Raw genomic sequence first — 15,532 nt, 5'->3', positions numbered from 1 at the left:
CCTAGCTGCGCTCCAGCACAAAGCGAACTTCAGTACCTTGCTCGTTCAACGGGATCCGCGTCAGCTTGGTTTGCTCCTCATAGCGCTCGATGCAGCGCAAAATCAACCCTTCGGCCACCGCACCAAAGCCGCGATGGCTGTGGTAGCGCATCACCATGGTATTGCCGTTAACCTCATCAAACTCAAAGGTGGGTGGGTTGGCGTTGTCGTAGAGTTTGCGAACCTGCTTGTGGATGTTGTTTTCAACCTGTTGCAGGAAATCAAAGCTGTCGCTGAAGCGATAGATGTCGATTTTATGAATGGTCACCAACCGATCAAACAGCGCCCGCCCGTAGGCGATCAACAGTTGCTCGACCGGCAAATCAACCTGCTTAGCCAGCGCCACCACCAGATCGACCATCTCGCCGTGATGGTAGTCGCCAACTTGGGTGTAAGCACCGCCAGAGGCCAGCTCAACGCTGTCGAGCATCGCCTCGGTGATCTCCATGCCAAACTGCTGATCGACCATATCAACGAATTCGGTAAATACGATCCCTTTCATCAAAGCCCCTTAATGCACTCCATAGCTGTTACTTTAAGGGTAGATGGTTCACTTAAATCGATCCGCGTACTTTTGCTGCAACTTGGCGATTTTTGGGGTGATATTCCAATCGCAATAGGCCTGACTGGAGTGTTGGTTATAGTAGTTCTGATGGTCAGCTTCGGCAGAATAGAACGGTTGTGCGGCACTGATTTGGGTTACTAGCGGCTGCGGGCTGTGCTGCTGCCGCTGCTGCTTTTGTGCCAATGCTTCGGCATGCTGTGCCTCGCTTTGAGCGAAAATAACACTGCGGTATTGGCTGCCTTTATCAGCGCCCTGCTGATCCCAACTGCACGGATCATGGCAATCAAAAAACAGCTCCAGCAACTGGCCATAACTGATAACACTGGGGGTAAAGTGGATCTGCACCACCTCTATATGGCCACTGTCGCCGCGGCAAACCGCTGGGTAATTGGCTTTGCTGGCCTCGCCGCCACAATAGCCACTAACCACCTTGTCGACCCCAATTAGCCGTTGAAACAACGCCTCTAGGCACCAAAAACAGCCACCACCAAACACCGCGACTTGTTGTCCTTCAGTGCTGTTGGGGGTAAAAGCCAAGGCCGCCGCATTAACGCAGTGGCGGGTGTTGCGGGCCGTCAACTGTTCGCCAGCAAAGACATGACCAAGGTGGCCGTTGCAGTTACCACAGAGGATCTCGGTGCGGCGACCATCGGCATCGACCTGTCGCCGCACGGCACCGGCAATTTCATCATCAAACGATGGCCAACCGCAACCAGCGTCAAATTTGGCATCGCTTCGATACAGCGGCGCAGCACAATTGCGGCAACGGTAAACGCCATCACTTTGCAGATATAAAAAGCGGCCACTAAACGGGTGTTCGGTGGCTTTTTCGCGCAGTACTCGCTGTTCCAATTCGGTTAATTGTGCCATAAAGATCCCTGTTACATCTGCTGCTGACGCCAGCCAAGATCGCCCATACAGCTATCAAACAACGCTTTATAGTCAGCGTCCAGGCGATCGATACGGGCGGTACAGGTATCGCGATCTTGAATAAAGTCGGTGGCACCTCGTTCTGGATGCACCCAAACCAACTCTGGCTCATTGCAGGCGCTTACCAACAGCGCTGCGGCAATAGTGACAAACATCCTCATTGTTCACCTCGGCTCTGCTCCCTCAAAAGTCCTCTGTAGGGTAACACCAATGGTGATTTAGGTCACAATTCACCCAGGCGATAGCAGCGATTAGGTTTCTCAGCTAAGGAGGTTGTCGCAACCGGAGTTGCGTGGCAGACTCGCGCCAGTGATCGACGAAGAGAACAACGGATGAGCACAGAGATCTACAAGGAATTTTATTTTGAGGCGGCGCACAAACTGCCAAACGTTCCGGCAGGCCATAAATGCGGCCGATTACACGGTCACTCGTTTAAAGTGCGGATCTACGTCCAAGGTGAGGTTGATCCCCACAGCGGCTGGATCATGGATTTTGGCGAGCTTAAAAGCGCTTTTGCGCCGATCTATGACCGCTTAGATCACCACTACCTGAATGAGATCGACGGCCTGGAAAACCCAACCAGCGAAGTGCTGGCCAAATGGATTTATCAACAGCTTAAACCAACACTGCCGCAGCTCAGTCAAGTCGACATTATGGAAACCTGTACCGCTGGCTGTCGTTACCGCCCTGACTAACCCGCGTCACACAGCCAATAAAAAAGCGCTGCCGGTTACCCCGCAGCGCTTTTTTTTAATTCTTAATGCAGTAGCTTACTTGCGACCGTCATCGTGACAAGCGTCACAGGTCACTTCAGTAGCGGCTTCATGCTCGTGCAGCTGGTGACAGTCAGAACACTCCATCAGGCCATCGTGAGCCGGATGCGCGCCTTCCATCTCGTTCAGAGCGCCGTGACACATGGCACACTGTTCCATTTCGAATGCGCCGTCTTCAGAAGGCATACCTTCTGCGTGGCAGCTTTCACAGCCGTCGTTCATCTCTGCGTGCATATCTGCCAGTGCCGCTTGCGCACCGGTCGCCATCGCCATGCCAAACAGGGCAACTAGCAACTTTTTGTACATTTGTTCATCCTCAATTGTTATCGCTGCAGATCGTCAAAGGTGCTGTTCCTTAAGGACAAATCTGCGGGCGCTAATTTAGTTGAGGATCACTTACCGATCCATCGGCTCGATCACGGTTTCAGTGTTACTGGAAATTCCTACACAAACTCGCTTCATATCCACTTAGGATAACAACCGTCACCAGTGCCACGATCGAAGCACTTTTTACGGGGCACTGCGGCCATCGTCATGACAGTTATCACAGCTGGGCTTTTGACCAACGTTCAGTTCATGCGGATTGTGACAATCGCTGCACATCAGTACTTCAGCATGGATAGCGTGATGTTCGCCCTCAAGCTCGTCAGCAGCGCCATGACAGCTGGCACATTGCTCATTTTCAACCACAAAATCCTCTGACGGCACGCCATCATTAACGTGACAGGACTCGCAACCACCGTTCATCTCGACATGAAAATCCGCCAGCAACTCCTCTGCAGCAAGGCTGCCCGCAAAAGTCATGGTGCCAGCGAGCGCTAAACTGGACGCAATTTGAGTTAACTTCATCGACCGTTCCTCCACGATTTCGACCCGATAACTGTAGCCTGAGCGGGCGCGGCTGTTGTGACTTTTACTGCAAGGATATCTAGTAGCTGATAGCTGGTAATAAAAACGGCGATCCGAAGATCGCCGTTGTGCTGTCATGTGGGATCAACCCAAACCATTAACCCTGTTGCAGGCTGGCAATACGCTTTTCCAGCGGTGGGTGAGTCAGCAGCAATTCAGACATTGCGCTCTTACCGCTAATACCGAAGGCCGCCATATTGGCTGGCATGCTGCTTTCGTGGTTGTTGCGCAGACGCTCCAGTGCGGCAATCATCTTGTGGCGACCAGCCAAAGCGGCGCCGCCTTCATCGGCACGGTACTCACGTTGACGGGAGTAGTACATGACGATAACCGACGCCAACATACCGAACAGGATCTCCAGTACCATCGACACCACGAAGTAGGTCATGTAAGAGGCTTCTTCGCCGCTCTCTTCATCATCGCCACCTAGGACGTTAGACACGGTACCAGCAATAAAACGAGCCGCGAAGATAACAAAGGTGTTCACTACACCCTGCATCAGCGCCATGGTAACCATATCGCCATTAGCAACGTGGCTCACTTCGTGGGCCAGCACCGCTTCAATCTCGTCTTTGTTCATGCCGTACAGCAAACCGGTAGAAACCGCTACCAGAGAGTTGTTGCGGCTTGGACCAGTGGCAAAGGCGTTCATCTCTGGACCGTGGTAGATAGCCACTTCTGGCATTTTAATGCCGGCACGCTGAGCTTGAGACGCAACGGTTTCAACCAACCAACGCTCTTGTTCATCTTGTGGGTGATCGATAACTTGCAGATCCATGGATTTTTTCGCCATCCATTTGGACATCTGCAGCGAGACCAGTGAACCACCAAAACCAAATACGCCAGCCAGTACTACCAAGTAGCCTACGCTGCCGTGGCCGATCCCCAGTACTGAGGTAAGCAAAGTTAACACCACACCTAACACCAACATCACCGCGATGTTGGTAATTAAGAACAGAGCAATGCGTTTCATTTTTTCTCCTAATCAGCATTAAGCAGCGGCAGCTACTAATTAGCCGCCGCTGTAGTCGCTGATATGGTAGCAGTAGCAAGGTTTCTCAAGGGCTGCTGTTGAAATTAATCGCAGATTTTTAAATCGCATTTATGCGCCACATCACAACCGTTTGATTAAGCTGAAGTTGCTTCACAATGCAACAGGTAGTCTGCGGCACCAACCAGATACCGATACGCCTGCTGTTGGTCATCTAGATGGGGGACCTGTGCCAGCAGCGGCGCATCAAGCATTGCCGTTAAGGTCGCCACATTGGCATCAAAGCAGCTCATCTGCGGATCCACTTGGTTGGCAATCCAGCCGACTAACTGCAAGCCATCTCGGCGGATCGCCTCGGCAGTCAGCAAGGCGTGATTTAGACAGCCCAGTTTCATGCCAACGACCAGCACCACTGGCCACTGCTGCTGTTGCAGCCACTGCGGCAAAGTTTGCTCAAAATTAAGCGGCAAGCGCCAACCACCAGCCCCTTCGACTAGACACAGCGATGCATCCGCCATCGCTGCCTGTGGTAGTTGCTCACTGAGCATTGCGATTGACAGTGGCGTCCCCGCTTGCGCCGCGGCAATATGCGGCGCTATCGCAGGCTCCAAGGCGATGGGGTTGACTTGGTGATAAGGCAACTTCATACCACTGGCGGCCATCAACGCTAAGGCATCGCTGTTACGCAGTCCCACCGCCGTTACTTGGCAGCCAGAAGCGATTGGTTTAATACCAAGGCTGCGCTCGCCCGCCGCTCGCAACAAACCGGCGGTCACCACCGTTTTGCCGGCATCGGTATCGGTGCCGGTAACAAAGTAGATCATCGACTGGCCTCCACCAGATACAGTTTCCAGGTTAGCGGCAGTCCTTGAACGCCGCGAAATTGCTCCAGGTGCTGGCACACCCGTTGCCACCAACCTCGTCCCTTAAGGCCATGATGGCGATTGGCATGTTGTGCACCGGTCGCTTTAAAGTGTTGCAGCAACGCTTTAGGACTGTCGAAATAGAGCGTTAGTTGCAACGGTTCAATCGCCCGCGGTTGCCAACCACTGCTGATTAACTGGCTGGTCAACTGCTCGGCACTCGCAAAGCGGTTCGCCGCCAACTCGCCGTTACGTATCAGCGGAGCAAGTTCACTGAAGGTATCTTCAGCTGGCACGCTAAACAGCAACTGCCCACCGGTTCGGCACACCCGCGCCGCCTCTTGCAAGCTTTGGCTGAACGATTCACTCCATTGCAGTGACAGATTAGCGGCAATGGCGTCGACACTGGCATCTTGCAGCGGCAACTGCTGCATATCCGCCAGCAGGCGCCCTTGACCACGGTTTGCTTTGAGCATCGGCATGGCGATATCCAGTTGCACAATCTGCTCAGCGGGCAGGCGGGCGCTGACAAAACCGGTACCGGCGCCAACATCAAGCCATCGCTCAATTGGTTGTGCTCGCGCCAGCAGCTGCATCGCCGCCCAGCGCTGCAGCTGAGCGTGGTTGTCATAATCGGCGGCGGCGGCACCAAAACAACGAGCCACCTTACTCATCAGCGCCCTCGCCACAGTGATAGTGGGTCGCCAGTGCCACCACCAAGCGGCTAATATCGTCCAATCGATGGCAAGCATTAAGCACCACTCTTACGCGCGCTTGTGGCACCGTCGGTGGCCGGATCGCCGCCACAAATAATCCCTCACGGCGCAGTTGCAGCGCCAGTGCACTGGCGTGTTCGGCGTTTTGGCAAAGCAGCGGCTGAATGGGTGAGCTAGATGGCAACAACGGCAAGTTGTGCACGGCTGCTTGGCGCCTAAACTCCGCAATCAGTTGCTTAAGGTGCTGGCGTTTGTCGCAGGTTTGGATCGTCTGCAGCCGCAAGCTGATCCGCTGTGCCAGATCCGCTGGCATCGCGGTGGAATAGGTATAGTGACGGCTGCTCTGCAAGATGGCATCAATCACCGCCTTGCTACCCAGTAGTGCCGCTCCGCTGGCACCCAGCGCTTTACCAAAAGTTACCGTCAGCAGATCCGGCTTAGCAATTTCGCTGGCACCTAAACCTTGAGCACCAAGGATCCCAAAGCCATGGGCGTCATCAATCCAACTCAGCGCCCCATGCTGCCGACACAACGCCACCAGATCCGCAAGCGGCGCCTGATCACCATCCATTGAAAACAGCGATTCGGTTGCCACCATGGTCACACCATCAACCGGAGCAGAACCAAGCCAACGGCCCAGTACTTTCATATTGTTATGCGGAAATCGTCGTAGCGTGGCCGCGCTAGCCTGCGCCGCATCGACCACCGAGGCGTGGATCAGTTTGTCCGCCAGCAGCCGATCCCCGGCTTGCAGCAGTGCCAATGGCGCCGAATTAGCGGCAAAGCCCGAGCTAAACAGCAGCGCCGCCTCAAACCCCAACAACTGACACAACTGCTGCTCCAACTGTTGATGGGCTTGGTGATAACCACTGACCAACGCCGAGGCCCCGGCCCCCATCGGCGCCAGCGGTTCATTGGCAAACGCCAGCCCCAAATAATCATTGGAAGCAAACTGCAGCAGTCGTTGCCCAGCTAGTGATAGCTCACGGCCATTGTGGGGCTCAATCACCGTTCGTTGCCGCAACAAACCATTGGCTTGACGATCAGTCACGATCTGCTGCAATCGCTGCTGCCAGCCACTAGGCATTGGCGAACTAGCGTGCGGCATCGTAAAACAGATCAGAGTCAGCGGTTGCAGCAGGTAGCACAGGTTTAAGCTGCTCAATGTGTTTGGCACCGCCGGCCTCAGGACGGATCCCAAGTCGCTCGAACAGCGTCATATCATCGTTTTCCCGCGGGTTGGCGGTGGTTAATAATTTGCAGCCGTAGAAGATCGAGTTGGCGCCAGCAAAGAAACACATCGCTTGCAGTTCGTCGGTCATATTCTCGCGTCCTGCCGATAACCGTACGTGCGAGGTCGGCATCAGAATTCGAGCAACCGCGATTACCCGCACAAATTCGATCGGATCCAGATCCGCTTGCTCCGCCATTGGCGTTCCCGCCACTTTCACCAACATATTGATCGGTACACTTTCTGGATGAACAGCCAGGTTTGCCAACTGCTGCAACAGCCCAGCGCGATCTTTGCCCTGCTCGCCCATGCCAATAATGCCGCCAGAACAGACCTTCATCCCCGCTTGGCGCACCACATCTAAGGTATTTAAGCGGTCATCGTAACTGCGGGTTGAGATGATTTCGCCGTAAAACTCCGGCGAGGTATCAAGGTTATGGTTGTAATAATCCAAACCGGCTTCCGCCAGTGCCTGCGCTTGTTCGACGCTGAGCATGCCCAAGGTCATGCAGGTTTCCATCCCCATCGCTTTGACCTCTTTGACCATCTGCAGCAGGTACGGCATGTCGCGCTCACGTGGATTACGCCAGGCCGCCCCCATACAGAAGCGGCTCGCGCCCGCCGCCTGAGCAGCGCGAGCCTCGGTCAGGACCTTTTCCACCTCAACCAATTGCTCGGTCGCCAGACCAGTGTGATAGCGAGCGCTTTGTGGACAATATTTGCAATCTTCGGGGCAAGCGCCGGTCTTAATCGACAACAGCCGTGAAATTTGCACCTGATTAGGATCAGAGTGCTGCCGGTGAACGCTCTGTGCTTCAAACAACAGATCATTTAAGGGTTTCGCCAGCAGCGTTTGGATCTCATCAACAGTCCAGTCGTGTCGTGTCACAGCCATGGTCATTCCAGTTTGATTTTTAAGGCATTGTGGTTGGCTAGGATAATGCTCGACAGTACACTGTCAACCGACGAGCAATTACCAACTTAACTAATGATTACTTTATGACCAACCCAATCGATCTGCAGTTTGACCGAGACCACCTTTGGCACCCCTACACTTCCACCACGGCGCCACTGCCATGCTATCCCGTAGTGTCAGCCGAAGGGGTCTATTTGCAGTTGGAGGATGGCCGCTGCCTGATCGATGGCATGAGCAGTTGGTGGAGCACCATCCATGGCTACCAGCACCCCGCCCTATCTGCCGCGGCCAAAGCGCAGATTGATCGCATGAGCCATGTGATGTTTGGCGGCATTACCCATCAACCAGCGGTAGAGCTAGGCAAACGCTTGCTGGCGATGACCGCGGAGCCACTCAACAAACTGTTTCTGGCGGATTCAGGTTCCGTGGCCGTAGAGGTGGCACTGAAGATGGCGCTGCAATATCAGCAAGGGATAGGCGCCGCTCAGCGCACCGAGATCATGACCATTCGTGGCGGCTACCATGGCGATACCTTTGCGGCGATGAGCGTCTGCGATCCGGTCAATGGCATGCACAGTTTGTTTCAAGCTGTGCTGCCTAAAGCGCACTTTTTACCAAGGCCAACCACCGGCTTACATCAACCGCTTAGCCAGCAAGATGCAATGGCATTAGAGCAAGGCTTTAACCAGTATGGCGGGCAGTTGGCGGCGGTAATCGTCGAACCGATGGTCCAGGGCGCCGGCGGCATGCGCTTCTACGGTGCCGCCTACCTGCAAAAGCTCAGGCAGTTATGCGATAAGCATCAGGTGGTGCTGATTTTTGATGAGATCGCCACCGGCTTCGGTCGTACCGGCAAGCTGTTTGCCTATCAACACGCCGAGGTGGTACCGGACATCCTCTGTCTTGGGAAGGCGTTGACCGGCGGCACCATGACCTTGGCCGCCACCTTAGCGACCGATGCCATCGCCGCCGGAGTATGCAACAGCGCCGCTGGGGTATTCATGCACGGCCCCACGTTTATGGCCAATCCTTTGGCTTGTGCTGTGGCCAGCGCCAGTTTAGATCTGATTAATCAAGGCCAGTGGCAACAACAAGTAGCAGCCATCGAGGAACAATTGCAGGCGGAGTTAGCCCCATGTCGCACCCTCGATACCGTGGCAGACGTGCGGGTGTTCGGTGCCATCGGCGTGGTGGAAACCAAGCGCGCTGTTGATGTGGCGACCATCCAACAGTTTTTTGTTGAGCGCGGGGTGTGGATCCGACCATTTGGCAAGTTGCTGTACATCATGCCGCCCTACATCGTCAGCAGCGCCGAACTTCGGCAATTGACCAACGCTCTGTACGATGCCTTAAATAACGAGCGCTGTTTTACAATCTCTGACCATTAAGCAGCTGTTCCACTAACTCCGGCACCAAAGTGCCGGCTTTGCCTTGGCGGTGAAGATCGAACTGACTGTGGGCTTCACGCGGAGCAAGGTTCAGCTCCACCGTGGTGGCGCCAGCGAGATTGGCTTGCTCGACAAAACCGGCAGCCGGATAGACGGTGCCGGAAGTGCCGATAGCGATAAACAGATCGCACTGCTTTAGCGCCTGGTAAGTGCGATCGAGGCCAAATGGCATCTCACCAAACCACACCACATGCGGCCGCAGCACCTGCGGCAACTCACAGCAGGTACAAAGATTATCGTCACTGAACGGTTCGGTGAGTGCAAACACCTGCTGGCTCTTGGGGCAGCGGGCTTTGGTCAGCTCACCATGCATGTGCAGTACTTGGTTGCTGCCGCCCTGCTCATGCAAGTTATCGATGTTTTGGGTCACCAACAGCAATTCACCGACAAACTCTTGGGCCAAACGGCCTAATGCGCGATGGGCGGCATTGGCTTCCACTTGCGCAAGCCCTTGGCGGCGCTGGTTGTAAAACCGTTGTACCAAACCCGGGTCGCGCCAATACCCCTCGGGAGTGGCAACATCTTCAATCCGATGTTCTTCCCATAAACCATCACTGGCACGAAAGGTGCGAACCCCCGATTCCGCTGAGATCCCCGCCCCAGTTAACACCACAATCCGTTGGTACATAATTGCTGAATATCCTTCGCAACGGGCTTATCGCCATCGGCATACCGATTTAGCCAAGGTGTTGATAAGCCGGTAAATTCGCCATTTTTTTGCGAACAACAACTCTACTGAGAACAACAATCAATCGAATTTCAGCAAAGATTGTTGTCACCAGCCTGAAAATTCACCAGCGCTCAGTGACTCGCGCCTAAATATTTGTGATTTATAGCTTATAGAAGCTTCACCCTACAAAGCTAATGGTTTTAACTTGTGCCGAAGATTCCTATAATGGCCGCTAATGTTTAAGGGAATAACGCCCAATAACCATCAGAGAGAATCATGGCAGACGAGAATCAAGCGTTACGAAAAGCAGGCCTGAAGGTCACTCTACCTCGGGTGAAGATCCTCGAATTACTGCAACGCCCTGACAATCAACACATCAGCGCCGAAGATCTGTACAAGCTGCTGTTGGAATCTGGTGAAGAGATCGGTCTTGCCACCGTATATCGAGTGCTGAATCAATTTGATGACGCCGGCATTGTCTCCCGCCACCACTTCGAGAGCGGCAAAGCGGTATTCGAACTGGCCAGCCAGCACCACCATGATCACTTGGTATGTTTAGATTGCGGCAAAGTGATCGAATTTAGCGATGAGATGATTGAAAAGCGCCAACATGAGATCGCGCTAAAGCACAACATCAAGCTAACCAATCACAGCTTGTACCTGTACGGTCACTGCACCAACGACAACTGCGAACATAACGACCAGTAAGGGTTTGCATCAATTCATGAAAAAGCGCCGAGCGATAAGCCGGCGCTTTTTTGTTGCGAGCAAACACCAAAACGGCGTCCAGTGGACGCCGTTTTCTATATTACTGACTACGTCAAAGCTTAGTCAGAGATTTTGGCCCAAGAATCACGCAGGCCCACGGTGCGGTTAAACACCAGCTTGTCGGCAGCGGAATCTTTGTTGTCGGCACAGAAGTAACCCATGCGCTCGAACTGGTAGGCTTTTTCTACTTCAGCGTGCGCCAGAGCCGGTTCTACCTTGGCGGCAATCACGGTCAGCGACTCTGGATTCAAAGTCTCTTCCAGTTCACCCACGTTCGGGTTAGCGATGGTGAACAGACGGTCGTACAGACGTACTTCCGCGTCCAGCGCGTGCTCAGCGGATACCCAGTGGATAACGCCTTTTGGCTTAACGCCATCAGCCGGATCTACACCCAGAGTATCGCGGTCAACGCTGCAGTAAACGGTAGTGACATTGCCGTTTTCGTCTTTGTCACAACGCTCTGCGGTCACCACGTAAGCACCGCGCAGACGCACTTTCTTACCAGTTACCAGACGCTTGAACTTCTTGTTGGCTTCTTCACGGAAGTCTTCCGCTTCGATGTACAGTTCACGAGAGAACGGCACTTCGCGGTTGCCCATGGACTCGTCAGATGGGTGGTTAGAGATGGTCAGCATCTCCACTTCGCCCTCTGGGTAGTTTTCCAGTACCAGCTTGATTGGATCCAGAACCGCCATCGCGCGTGGCGCATTGCTGTTCAGATCGTCACGGATACAGGCTTCCAGCATGCCCATCTCAACGGTGTTTTCCATTTTGGTCACACCAATGCGCTTACAGAACTCCCGCACGGCTGCAGGGGTGTAACCACGACGGCGCAGACCAGAGATGGTTGGCATCCGAGGATCGTCCCAACCGGAAACGTGCTTGTCGGTCACCAGCTGGTTCAGCTTGCGCTTGGACATCATGGTGTATTCCAGATTCAAGCGGCTGAATTCGTACTGACGAGGACGTGATGCGATGGTGATGTTGTCCAGTACCCAGTCGTACAGACGACGGTTATCTTGGAACTCCAAAGTACAGATGGAGTGAGTGATGTCCTCAATCGCATCAGAAATACAGTGGGTGAAGTCGTACATCGGGTAGATGCACCACTTGTCACCGGTCTGGTGGTGGTGAGCAAACTTAATGCGGTACAGCACCGGATCGCGCATCACGATAAAGGAAGAGGCCATGTCGATTTTGGCACGCAGACAGGCTTTGCCCTCTTCGAAGCCACCGTCACGCATCTTCTCAAACAACGCCAAGTTCTCTTCAACGCTGCGATCGCGGTACGGGCTAGGTTTGCCTGGCGCAGTCAAGGTGCCACGGTATTCGCGGATCTCATCTGGGCTCAGCTCGTCAACGTAGGCCAAACCTTTGTTGATCAGCTCGACCGCATAGCCATACAGAGCATCGAAGTAATCGGAGGAGTAGCGAACGTCGCCGTCCCACTCAAAGCCCAACCACTCTACGTCTTTTTTGATCGACTCAACGTACTCGATATCTTCTTTTACCGGGTTGGTGTCGTCAAAACGCAGGTTACATTTGCCCTGGTAATCTTTGGCGATGCCGAAGTTCAGACAGATGGACTTAGCATGGCCGATGTGCAAGTAGCCGTTTGGCTCAGGCGGAAAACGGGTGTGCACACTCTGGTGCTTACCAGTGGCCAGATCTTCATCAATAATGTTGCGGATAAAGTTGCTGGGACGTACTTCGGTGTCCGGCTGGCTCATGCGCTTCCTCGTTAATTAATACAGATAAATAAGAGCGGTATGATGCGACAACTTCCCAGCAGTGGCAACTACTGAGCAAGCGGTTTTCACCGCCAACTCAGCGCTGCCGAACAGAATGTCACCACTGTTGTGGTAAGTGGTGGGCGATCCCTTTGTGGCAATCGATGCAGGTGGGGTGTTCCTCTTCGTACAACACTTGGTGAAACTGCGCTGCCGTCTCGCTTTGCTTGGCCATATCCCATTGATTGACGTCATGGCAGGAGCGACAGTTTTTCGAGTCATCCTTACGGTAAGCAGCCCACACTTGCTCAGCCAGACGCAGACGGTTTTGTTCAAACTCCGCTTTGTCTTGGTAGGGATCTAGAATTTGATGGCTGACGTGTTTTAACGCGCTGGTGCCCTTTACCCACAGTTTTGGGAAAAACTCGTTGGGAATATGACAGTCATGACAGGTTGCGGCGATGCCGGAGGCCGTGTTGTAGTGCGGGGTTTGCTGATATTCCTCCCACACCCATGCTGACGGTGAATTGTGACAGGAGGTACAAAACTCGTTGGTGCTACTCCAGTGCAGGGAATAATCGAAGCCGACCCACGCCAGAGCGCCAACCACAAAAGCCAGCAAGCCGCCGATCGGCACCCCAAAGCGCCACCACGCCCTAGGTTTGCTCCAAACCCCGTTGTTTTGTTCAGCCATGGTTCTCTCTCTTTTGCTAACTCACTCAAAAAAGATAGTTTAAGCGTCACTGTTATACGCAATAAAAAGGCGCTCCGAAGAGCGCCTTAGTACACCAGAATAGTAACCTGGTTACTTCATCACAATCGCGATGTCACCAGCGCCTTGACGAACCCGCTTGCCCAAGCGGCGCATCACCACAAACGCGATACCAAATACCAGCGCCATCGGCAACAGCACCCAAGCACCGGCAATGCCGAAGCTCAGCAATTGGTAGTAAGCGGTCGCCACACAGTAGGCCAGCACCAAAGTCCAAACGGCAGAGAACGCGGTCCAACGATTGCCCAGTTCACCGGCCATTGCCCCCAATACTGCCGCACATGGGGTATACAACAGGATAAACAGCAGGTAAGCCACAGCAGCGGTAGTCGACACGAAACCGGCTTGCAGGTTAGTCAGAGAGGCAACCTCAACTTCCAAGGCTTCAGCAGCCGCATTCATTTCTGACACATCACCAATATCCATGCCCAGCGGATCACGGAAGTTGATCCCCAGCATGTTGTCCGGGATGGTGTAGTTCGCTTCAACAAAGGCGCCCCACAGATCCCATTCGCCACCCTCTTCGCCATCCGCCGGGGTGTATAGCGCATTCAAGGTGCCAACCACCGCTTCTTTGGCAAAGATCCCGGTGATAATGCCGACGGTTGCTTCCCAGTTATCTTGCTGGATCCCCATCGGGGCAAACACTGGGGTAACCGATTGGGCGGCTACCGCCAACAGCGAGTTGTCGGTGTCTTCATTACCAATGGAACCGTCAGTACCAACGGTATTGGCAAAGCTCAGCAGAGTCACCATGACCACAATCACTTTACCGGCGCCCAGCACAAACTGGCGGGTACGCATCCAAGTGCGATTGAGGATGGTTTTCAGCTTAGGCATCTCGTAAGACGGCATCTCCATCACCGACATGCCAGCATCGCCTGGCAGCAGCGAGTAACGCAGGAACAGACCGGTCAATACCGCCGCTAAAATGCCTACCAGATACAGCACGAATACTAAGTTTTGCCCAGATTCTGGGAAAAACGCCGCCGCGAACAGCGCATAAACCGGCAGACGAGCACCACAAGACATAAACGGTGCCATCATCGATGCCATGATCCGCTGGCGTTTGTCATCCAGTGCACGAGTTGCGGTGATCGCCGGCACGTTACAGCCGAAGCCCACGATCAGCGGCACAAAGGCTTTACCCGGCAAACCGATGCGGTTCATAAAACCTTCCACCACAAAGGCGGCGCGAGCCAGATAACCAGAAGTTTCCAACACGCCTAAGGCGAAGAACATAAATGCCACGACCGGCACAAAGGTCGCCACGGTTTGAATACCGGCACCGACGCCATTAGACAGCAGGCCGATCAGCAGATCTGGGGCACCGATCGCCGCCAGTGCTTGCGCAGTGCCATCAACAAACAGGGTGCCCGCCATAATATCGAACCAGTCGATAAAGGACGCGCCCATGTGGATGGCGAACATAAAGGTCAGGTACATCATCCCCAGGAACACCGGCACGCCGGCGACTGGATGCAGAACCACTTTATCCAATTTATCGGTGATGCTCTGTCCAAAGGAGGTTGGCTTACGGGCATCATTCAGCAGCTGTTCGATAAAGCCGTAACGCACCGCCGAAACGTGTTGCAGATGCTGAGAGCCGCCTTGGCTATTAACCAACGCCACCAACGAGGTAACCCGATCGTCGCCCTGCTGCGCCAGCAGTTGCTCGAAGCTTTGACCGTAATCCAACTGCCACGCAGGCAGCGCTTGGGTCGCTAGTTGCGCAATCCCTTGTAGGGTGTAATCGCGACACTTACCGGTGCGAGCAGAAATCCCATACACCGGACAGCCAAACTTGGCGGCAATCTCGTCGGTGCTGATATTAAGGTTTTGCTGGCGCGCCGAATCCCACTTATTCAGTAGGATAATCATCGGTTTGCCCAATTCCCGCAGTTGCGTGGTCAGGTATAGATGACGCTCGAGTTGGGTGGCATCAACAACGTTGATAATGGCGTCGTAATCGCGAGCCAGCAGCACCCGCCGAGATACCGCCTCATCTTCAGAGGTATCCAGTGCGCCCAGTTCGTACATGCCCGGCAGATCGATCAGATTGATCGCCTCATCCGCCAATTGCAGTTTGGCATGACGAGCCGCAACAGTTACACCTGCCCAGTTACCAACTTTGGCATTGTCACCAGTTAATAGGTTGAACAGGGTCGACTTACCGGAGTTGGGATTACCAACAACAACATAATTTTTCAT

General features: G+C 54.0%; 17 protein-coding genes. 3 read left to right on the top strand and 14 right to left on the bottom strand.

The genetic code is table 11. From position 1 onward, the window contains the following. Position 1: 1 nt before the first annotated feature. From G506_RS0100465 to G506_RS0100455, 3 genes are read right to left on the bottom strand one after another with little or no spacing between them, the layout of a single operon-like run. Positions 2 to 541 carry a heme NO-binding domain-containing protein gene (locus G506_RS0100465; protein ID WP_028115158.1) on the bottom strand — a complete coding sequence of 180 codons (540 nt, stop codon included), beginning with the start codon at positions 539 to 541 and terminating at the stop codon, positions 2 to 4. A gap of 48 nt (positions 542 to 589) precedes the next feature. Then, a complete protein-coding gene (locus tag G506_RS0100460; RefSeq protein WP_028115157.1) occupies positions 590 to 1,474 on the bottom strand; it encodes a bifunctional methionine sulfoxide reductase B/A protein in 885 nt (294 codons plus the stop codon). A gap of 11 nt (positions 1,475 to 1,485) precedes the next feature. Next, positions 1,486 to 1,689 (bottom strand): hypothetical protein, encoded by a 204-nt coding sequence (locus G506_RS0100455; RefSeq protein ID WP_028115156.1) that lies wholly within the window; start codon positions 1,687 to 1,689, stop codon positions 1,486 to 1,488. 177 nt (positions 1,690 to 1,866) lie between these two features. Between G506_RS0100455 and queD the strand changes: the two genes are divergently transcribed. Beyond that, positions 1,867 to 2,229, top strand: coding sequence for a 6-carboxytetrahydropterin synthase QueD (gene queD, locus G506_RS0100450; protein WP_028115155.1), 363 nt, complete (start codon positions 1,867 to 1,869; stop codon positions 2,227 to 2,229). Between the two features lie 75 nt (positions 2,230 to 2,304). Here queD and G506_RS0100445 read toward each other — a convergent pair whose 3' ends face one another. The 7 genes from G506_RS0100445 to bioB all read right to left on the bottom strand — a co-directional run bounded on the left by G506_RS0100445 (position 2,305) and on the right by bioB (position 7,918). After that, entirely contained in the window at positions 2,305 to 2,613 is a 309-nt protein-coding gene (locus G506_RS0100445; protein WP_028115154.1) for a cytochrome c3 family protein, read from the bottom strand. Positions 2,614 to 2,817: 204 nt separating this feature from the next. After that, positions 2,818 to 3,156 carry a cytochrome c3 family protein gene (locus G506_RS0100440; RefSeq protein WP_035386860.1) on the bottom strand — a complete coding sequence of 113 codons (339 nt, stop codon included), beginning with the start codon at positions 3,154 to 3,156 and terminating at the stop codon, positions 2,818 to 2,820. A 157-nt stretch (positions 3,157 to 3,313) separates the two neighbouring features. Further along, positions 3,314 to 4,189 carry a protease HtpX gene (gene htpX / locus G506_RS0100435; RefSeq protein WP_028115152.1) on the bottom strand — a complete coding sequence of 292 codons (876 nt, stop codon included), beginning with the start codon at positions 4,187 to 4,189 and terminating at the stop codon, positions 3,314 to 3,316. Positions 4,190 to 4,344: 155 nt separating this feature from the next. Next, complete coding sequence (gene bioD, locus G506_RS18295; protein ID WP_084631125.1) at positions 4,345 to 5,028, bottom strand: dethiobiotin synthase; 684 nt, start codon at positions 5,026 to 5,028, stop codon at positions 4,345 to 4,347. Then, entirely contained in the window at positions 5,028 to 5,744 is a 717-nt protein-coding gene (locus tag G506_RS20225) for a methyltransferase domain-containing protein (protein WP_051201780.1), read from the bottom strand. The genes bioD and G506_RS20225 overlap by 1 nt, the downstream gene beginning before the upstream one ends. Beyond that, the gene (locus G506_RS18285) at positions 5,737 to 6,951 is read right to left on the bottom strand and encodes an aminotransferase class I/II-fold pyridoxal phosphate-dependent enzyme (RefSeq protein ID WP_205619442.1); all 1,215 of its coding nucleotides are present in this window, start codon (positions 6,949 to 6,951) and stop codon (positions 5,737 to 5,739) included. The genes G506_RS20225 and G506_RS18285 overlap by 8 nt, the downstream gene beginning before the upstream one ends. After that, positions 6,881 to 7,918, bottom strand: coding sequence for a biotin synthase BioB (bioB, locus tag G506_RS0100415; protein WP_028115151.1), 1,038 nt, complete (start codon positions 7,916 to 7,918; stop codon positions 6,881 to 6,883). The genes G506_RS18285 and bioB overlap by 71 nt, the downstream gene beginning before the upstream one ends. A gap of 98 nt (positions 7,919 to 8,016) precedes the next feature. Between bioB and bioA the strand changes: the two genes are divergently transcribed. Continuing rightward, on the top strand, positions 8,017 to 9,321 hold the full coding sequence (gene bioA / locus G506_RS0100410) for an adenosylmethionine--8-amino-7-oxononanoate transaminase (RefSeq protein ID WP_028115150.1): 1,305 nt from the start codon (positions 8,017 to 8,019) through the stop codon (positions 9,319 to 9,321). Here the strand turns inward: bioA and cobB are convergent. Next, on the bottom strand, positions 9,302 to 10,009 hold the full coding sequence (gene cobB, locus G506_RS0100405) for a Sir2 family NAD+-dependent deacetylase (protein ID WP_028115149.1): 708 nt from the start codon (positions 10,007 to 10,009) through the stop codon (positions 9,302 to 9,304). The two genes, bioA and cobB, sit on opposite strands and share 20 nt — an antisense overlap. A 318-nt stretch (positions 10,010 to 10,327) precedes the next feature. Here cobB and fur point away from each other — a divergent pair, with 318 nt between their 5' ends. After that, positions 10,328 to 10,759, top strand: a complete 432-nt coding sequence (gene fur, locus G506_RS0100400) for a ferric iron uptake transcriptional regulator (RefSeq protein ID WP_028115148.1) — start codon at positions 10,328 to 10,330, stop codon at positions 10,757 to 10,759. Between the two features lie 119 nt (positions 10,760 to 10,878). On the opposite strand, the gene glnS is transcribed toward fur, so the two are convergent. The 3 genes from glnS to feoB form a co-directional block, all read right to left on the bottom strand. Then, positions 10,879 to 12,549, bottom strand: coding sequence for a glutamine--tRNA ligase (gene glnS, locus G506_RS0100395; RefSeq protein WP_028115147.1), 1,671 nt, complete (start codon positions 12,547 to 12,549; stop codon positions 10,879 to 10,881). A 118-nt stretch (positions 12,550 to 12,667) separates the two neighbouring features. Continuing rightward, positions 12,668 to 13,243, bottom strand: a complete 576-nt coding sequence (locus tag G506_RS0100390; protein WP_028115146.1) for a NapC/NirT family cytochrome c — start codon at positions 13,241 to 13,243, stop codon at positions 12,668 to 12,670. Positions 13,244 to 13,354: 111 nt separating this feature from the next. Beyond that, the gene (gene feoB / locus G506_RS18280) at positions 13,355 to 15,532 is read right to left on the bottom strand and encodes a ferrous iron transport protein B (protein ID WP_035386859.1); all 2,178 of its coding nucleotides are present in this window, start codon (positions 15,530 to 15,532) and stop codon (positions 13,355 to 13,357) included.

This window comes from Ferrimonas senticii DSM 18821, assembly GCF_000422665.1.
GTDB lineage: Bacteria > Pseudomonadota > Gammaproteobacteria > Enterobacterales > Shewanellaceae > Ferrimonas > Ferrimonas senticii.
This window is presented reverse-complemented; position numbering and strand designations above follow the sequence as displayed.

Coding starts and splice junctions, on each gene's coding strand:
- G506_RS0100465 (WP_028115158.1), bottom strand. CDS start 541: ATGAAAGGGATCGTATTTACCGAATTCGTTGATATGGTCGATCAGCAG.
- G506_RS0100460 (WP_028115157.1), bottom strand. CDS start 1,474: ATGGCACAATTAACCGAATTGGAACAGCGAGTACTGCGCGAAAAAGCC.
- G506_RS0100455 (WP_028115156.1), bottom strand. CDS start 1,689: ATGTTTGTCACTATTGCCGCAGCGCTGTTGGTAAGCGCCTGCAATGAG.
- queD (WP_028115155.1), top strand. CDS start 1,867: ATGAGCACAGAGATCTACAAGGAATTTTATTTTGAGGCGGCGCACAAA.
- G506_RS0100445 (WP_028115154.1), bottom strand. CDS start 2,613: ATGTACAAAAAGTTGCTAGTTGCCCTGTTTGGCATGGCGATGGCGACC.
- G506_RS0100440 (WP_035386860.1), bottom strand. CDS start 3,156: ATGAAGTTAACTCAAATTGCGTCCAGTTTAGCGCTCGCTGGCACCATG.
- htpX (WP_028115152.1), bottom strand. CDS start 4,189: ATGAAACGCATTGCTCTGTTCTTAATTACCAACATCGCGGTGATGTTG.
- G506_RS20225 (WP_051201780.1), bottom strand. CDS start 5,744: ATGAGTAAGGTGGCTCGTTGTTTTGGTGCCGCCGCCGCCGATTATGAC.
- bioB (WP_028115151.1), bottom strand. CDS start 7,918: ATGACCATGGCTGTGACACGACACGACTGGACTGTTGATGAGATCCAA.
- bioA (WP_028115150.1), top strand. CDS start 8,017: ATGACCAACCCAATCGATCTGCAGTTTGACCGAGACCACCTTTGGCAC.
- cobB (WP_028115149.1), bottom strand. CDS start 10,009: ATGTACCAACGGATTGTGGTGTTAACTGGGGCGGGGATCTCAGCGGAA.
- fur (WP_028115148.1), top strand. CDS start 10,328: ATGGCAGACGAGAATCAAGCGTTACGAAAAGCAGGCCTGAAGGTCACT.
- glnS (WP_028115147.1), bottom strand. CDS start 12,549: ATGAGCCAGCCGGACACCGAAGTACGTCCCAGCAACTTTATCCGCAAC.
- G506_RS0100390 (WP_028115146.1), bottom strand. CDS start 13,243: ATGGCTGAACAAAACAACGGGGTTTGGAGCAAACCTAGGGCGTGGTGG.
- feoB (WP_035386859.1), bottom strand. CDS start 15,532: ATGAAAAATTATGTTGTTGTTGGTAATCCCAACTCCGGTAAGTCGACC.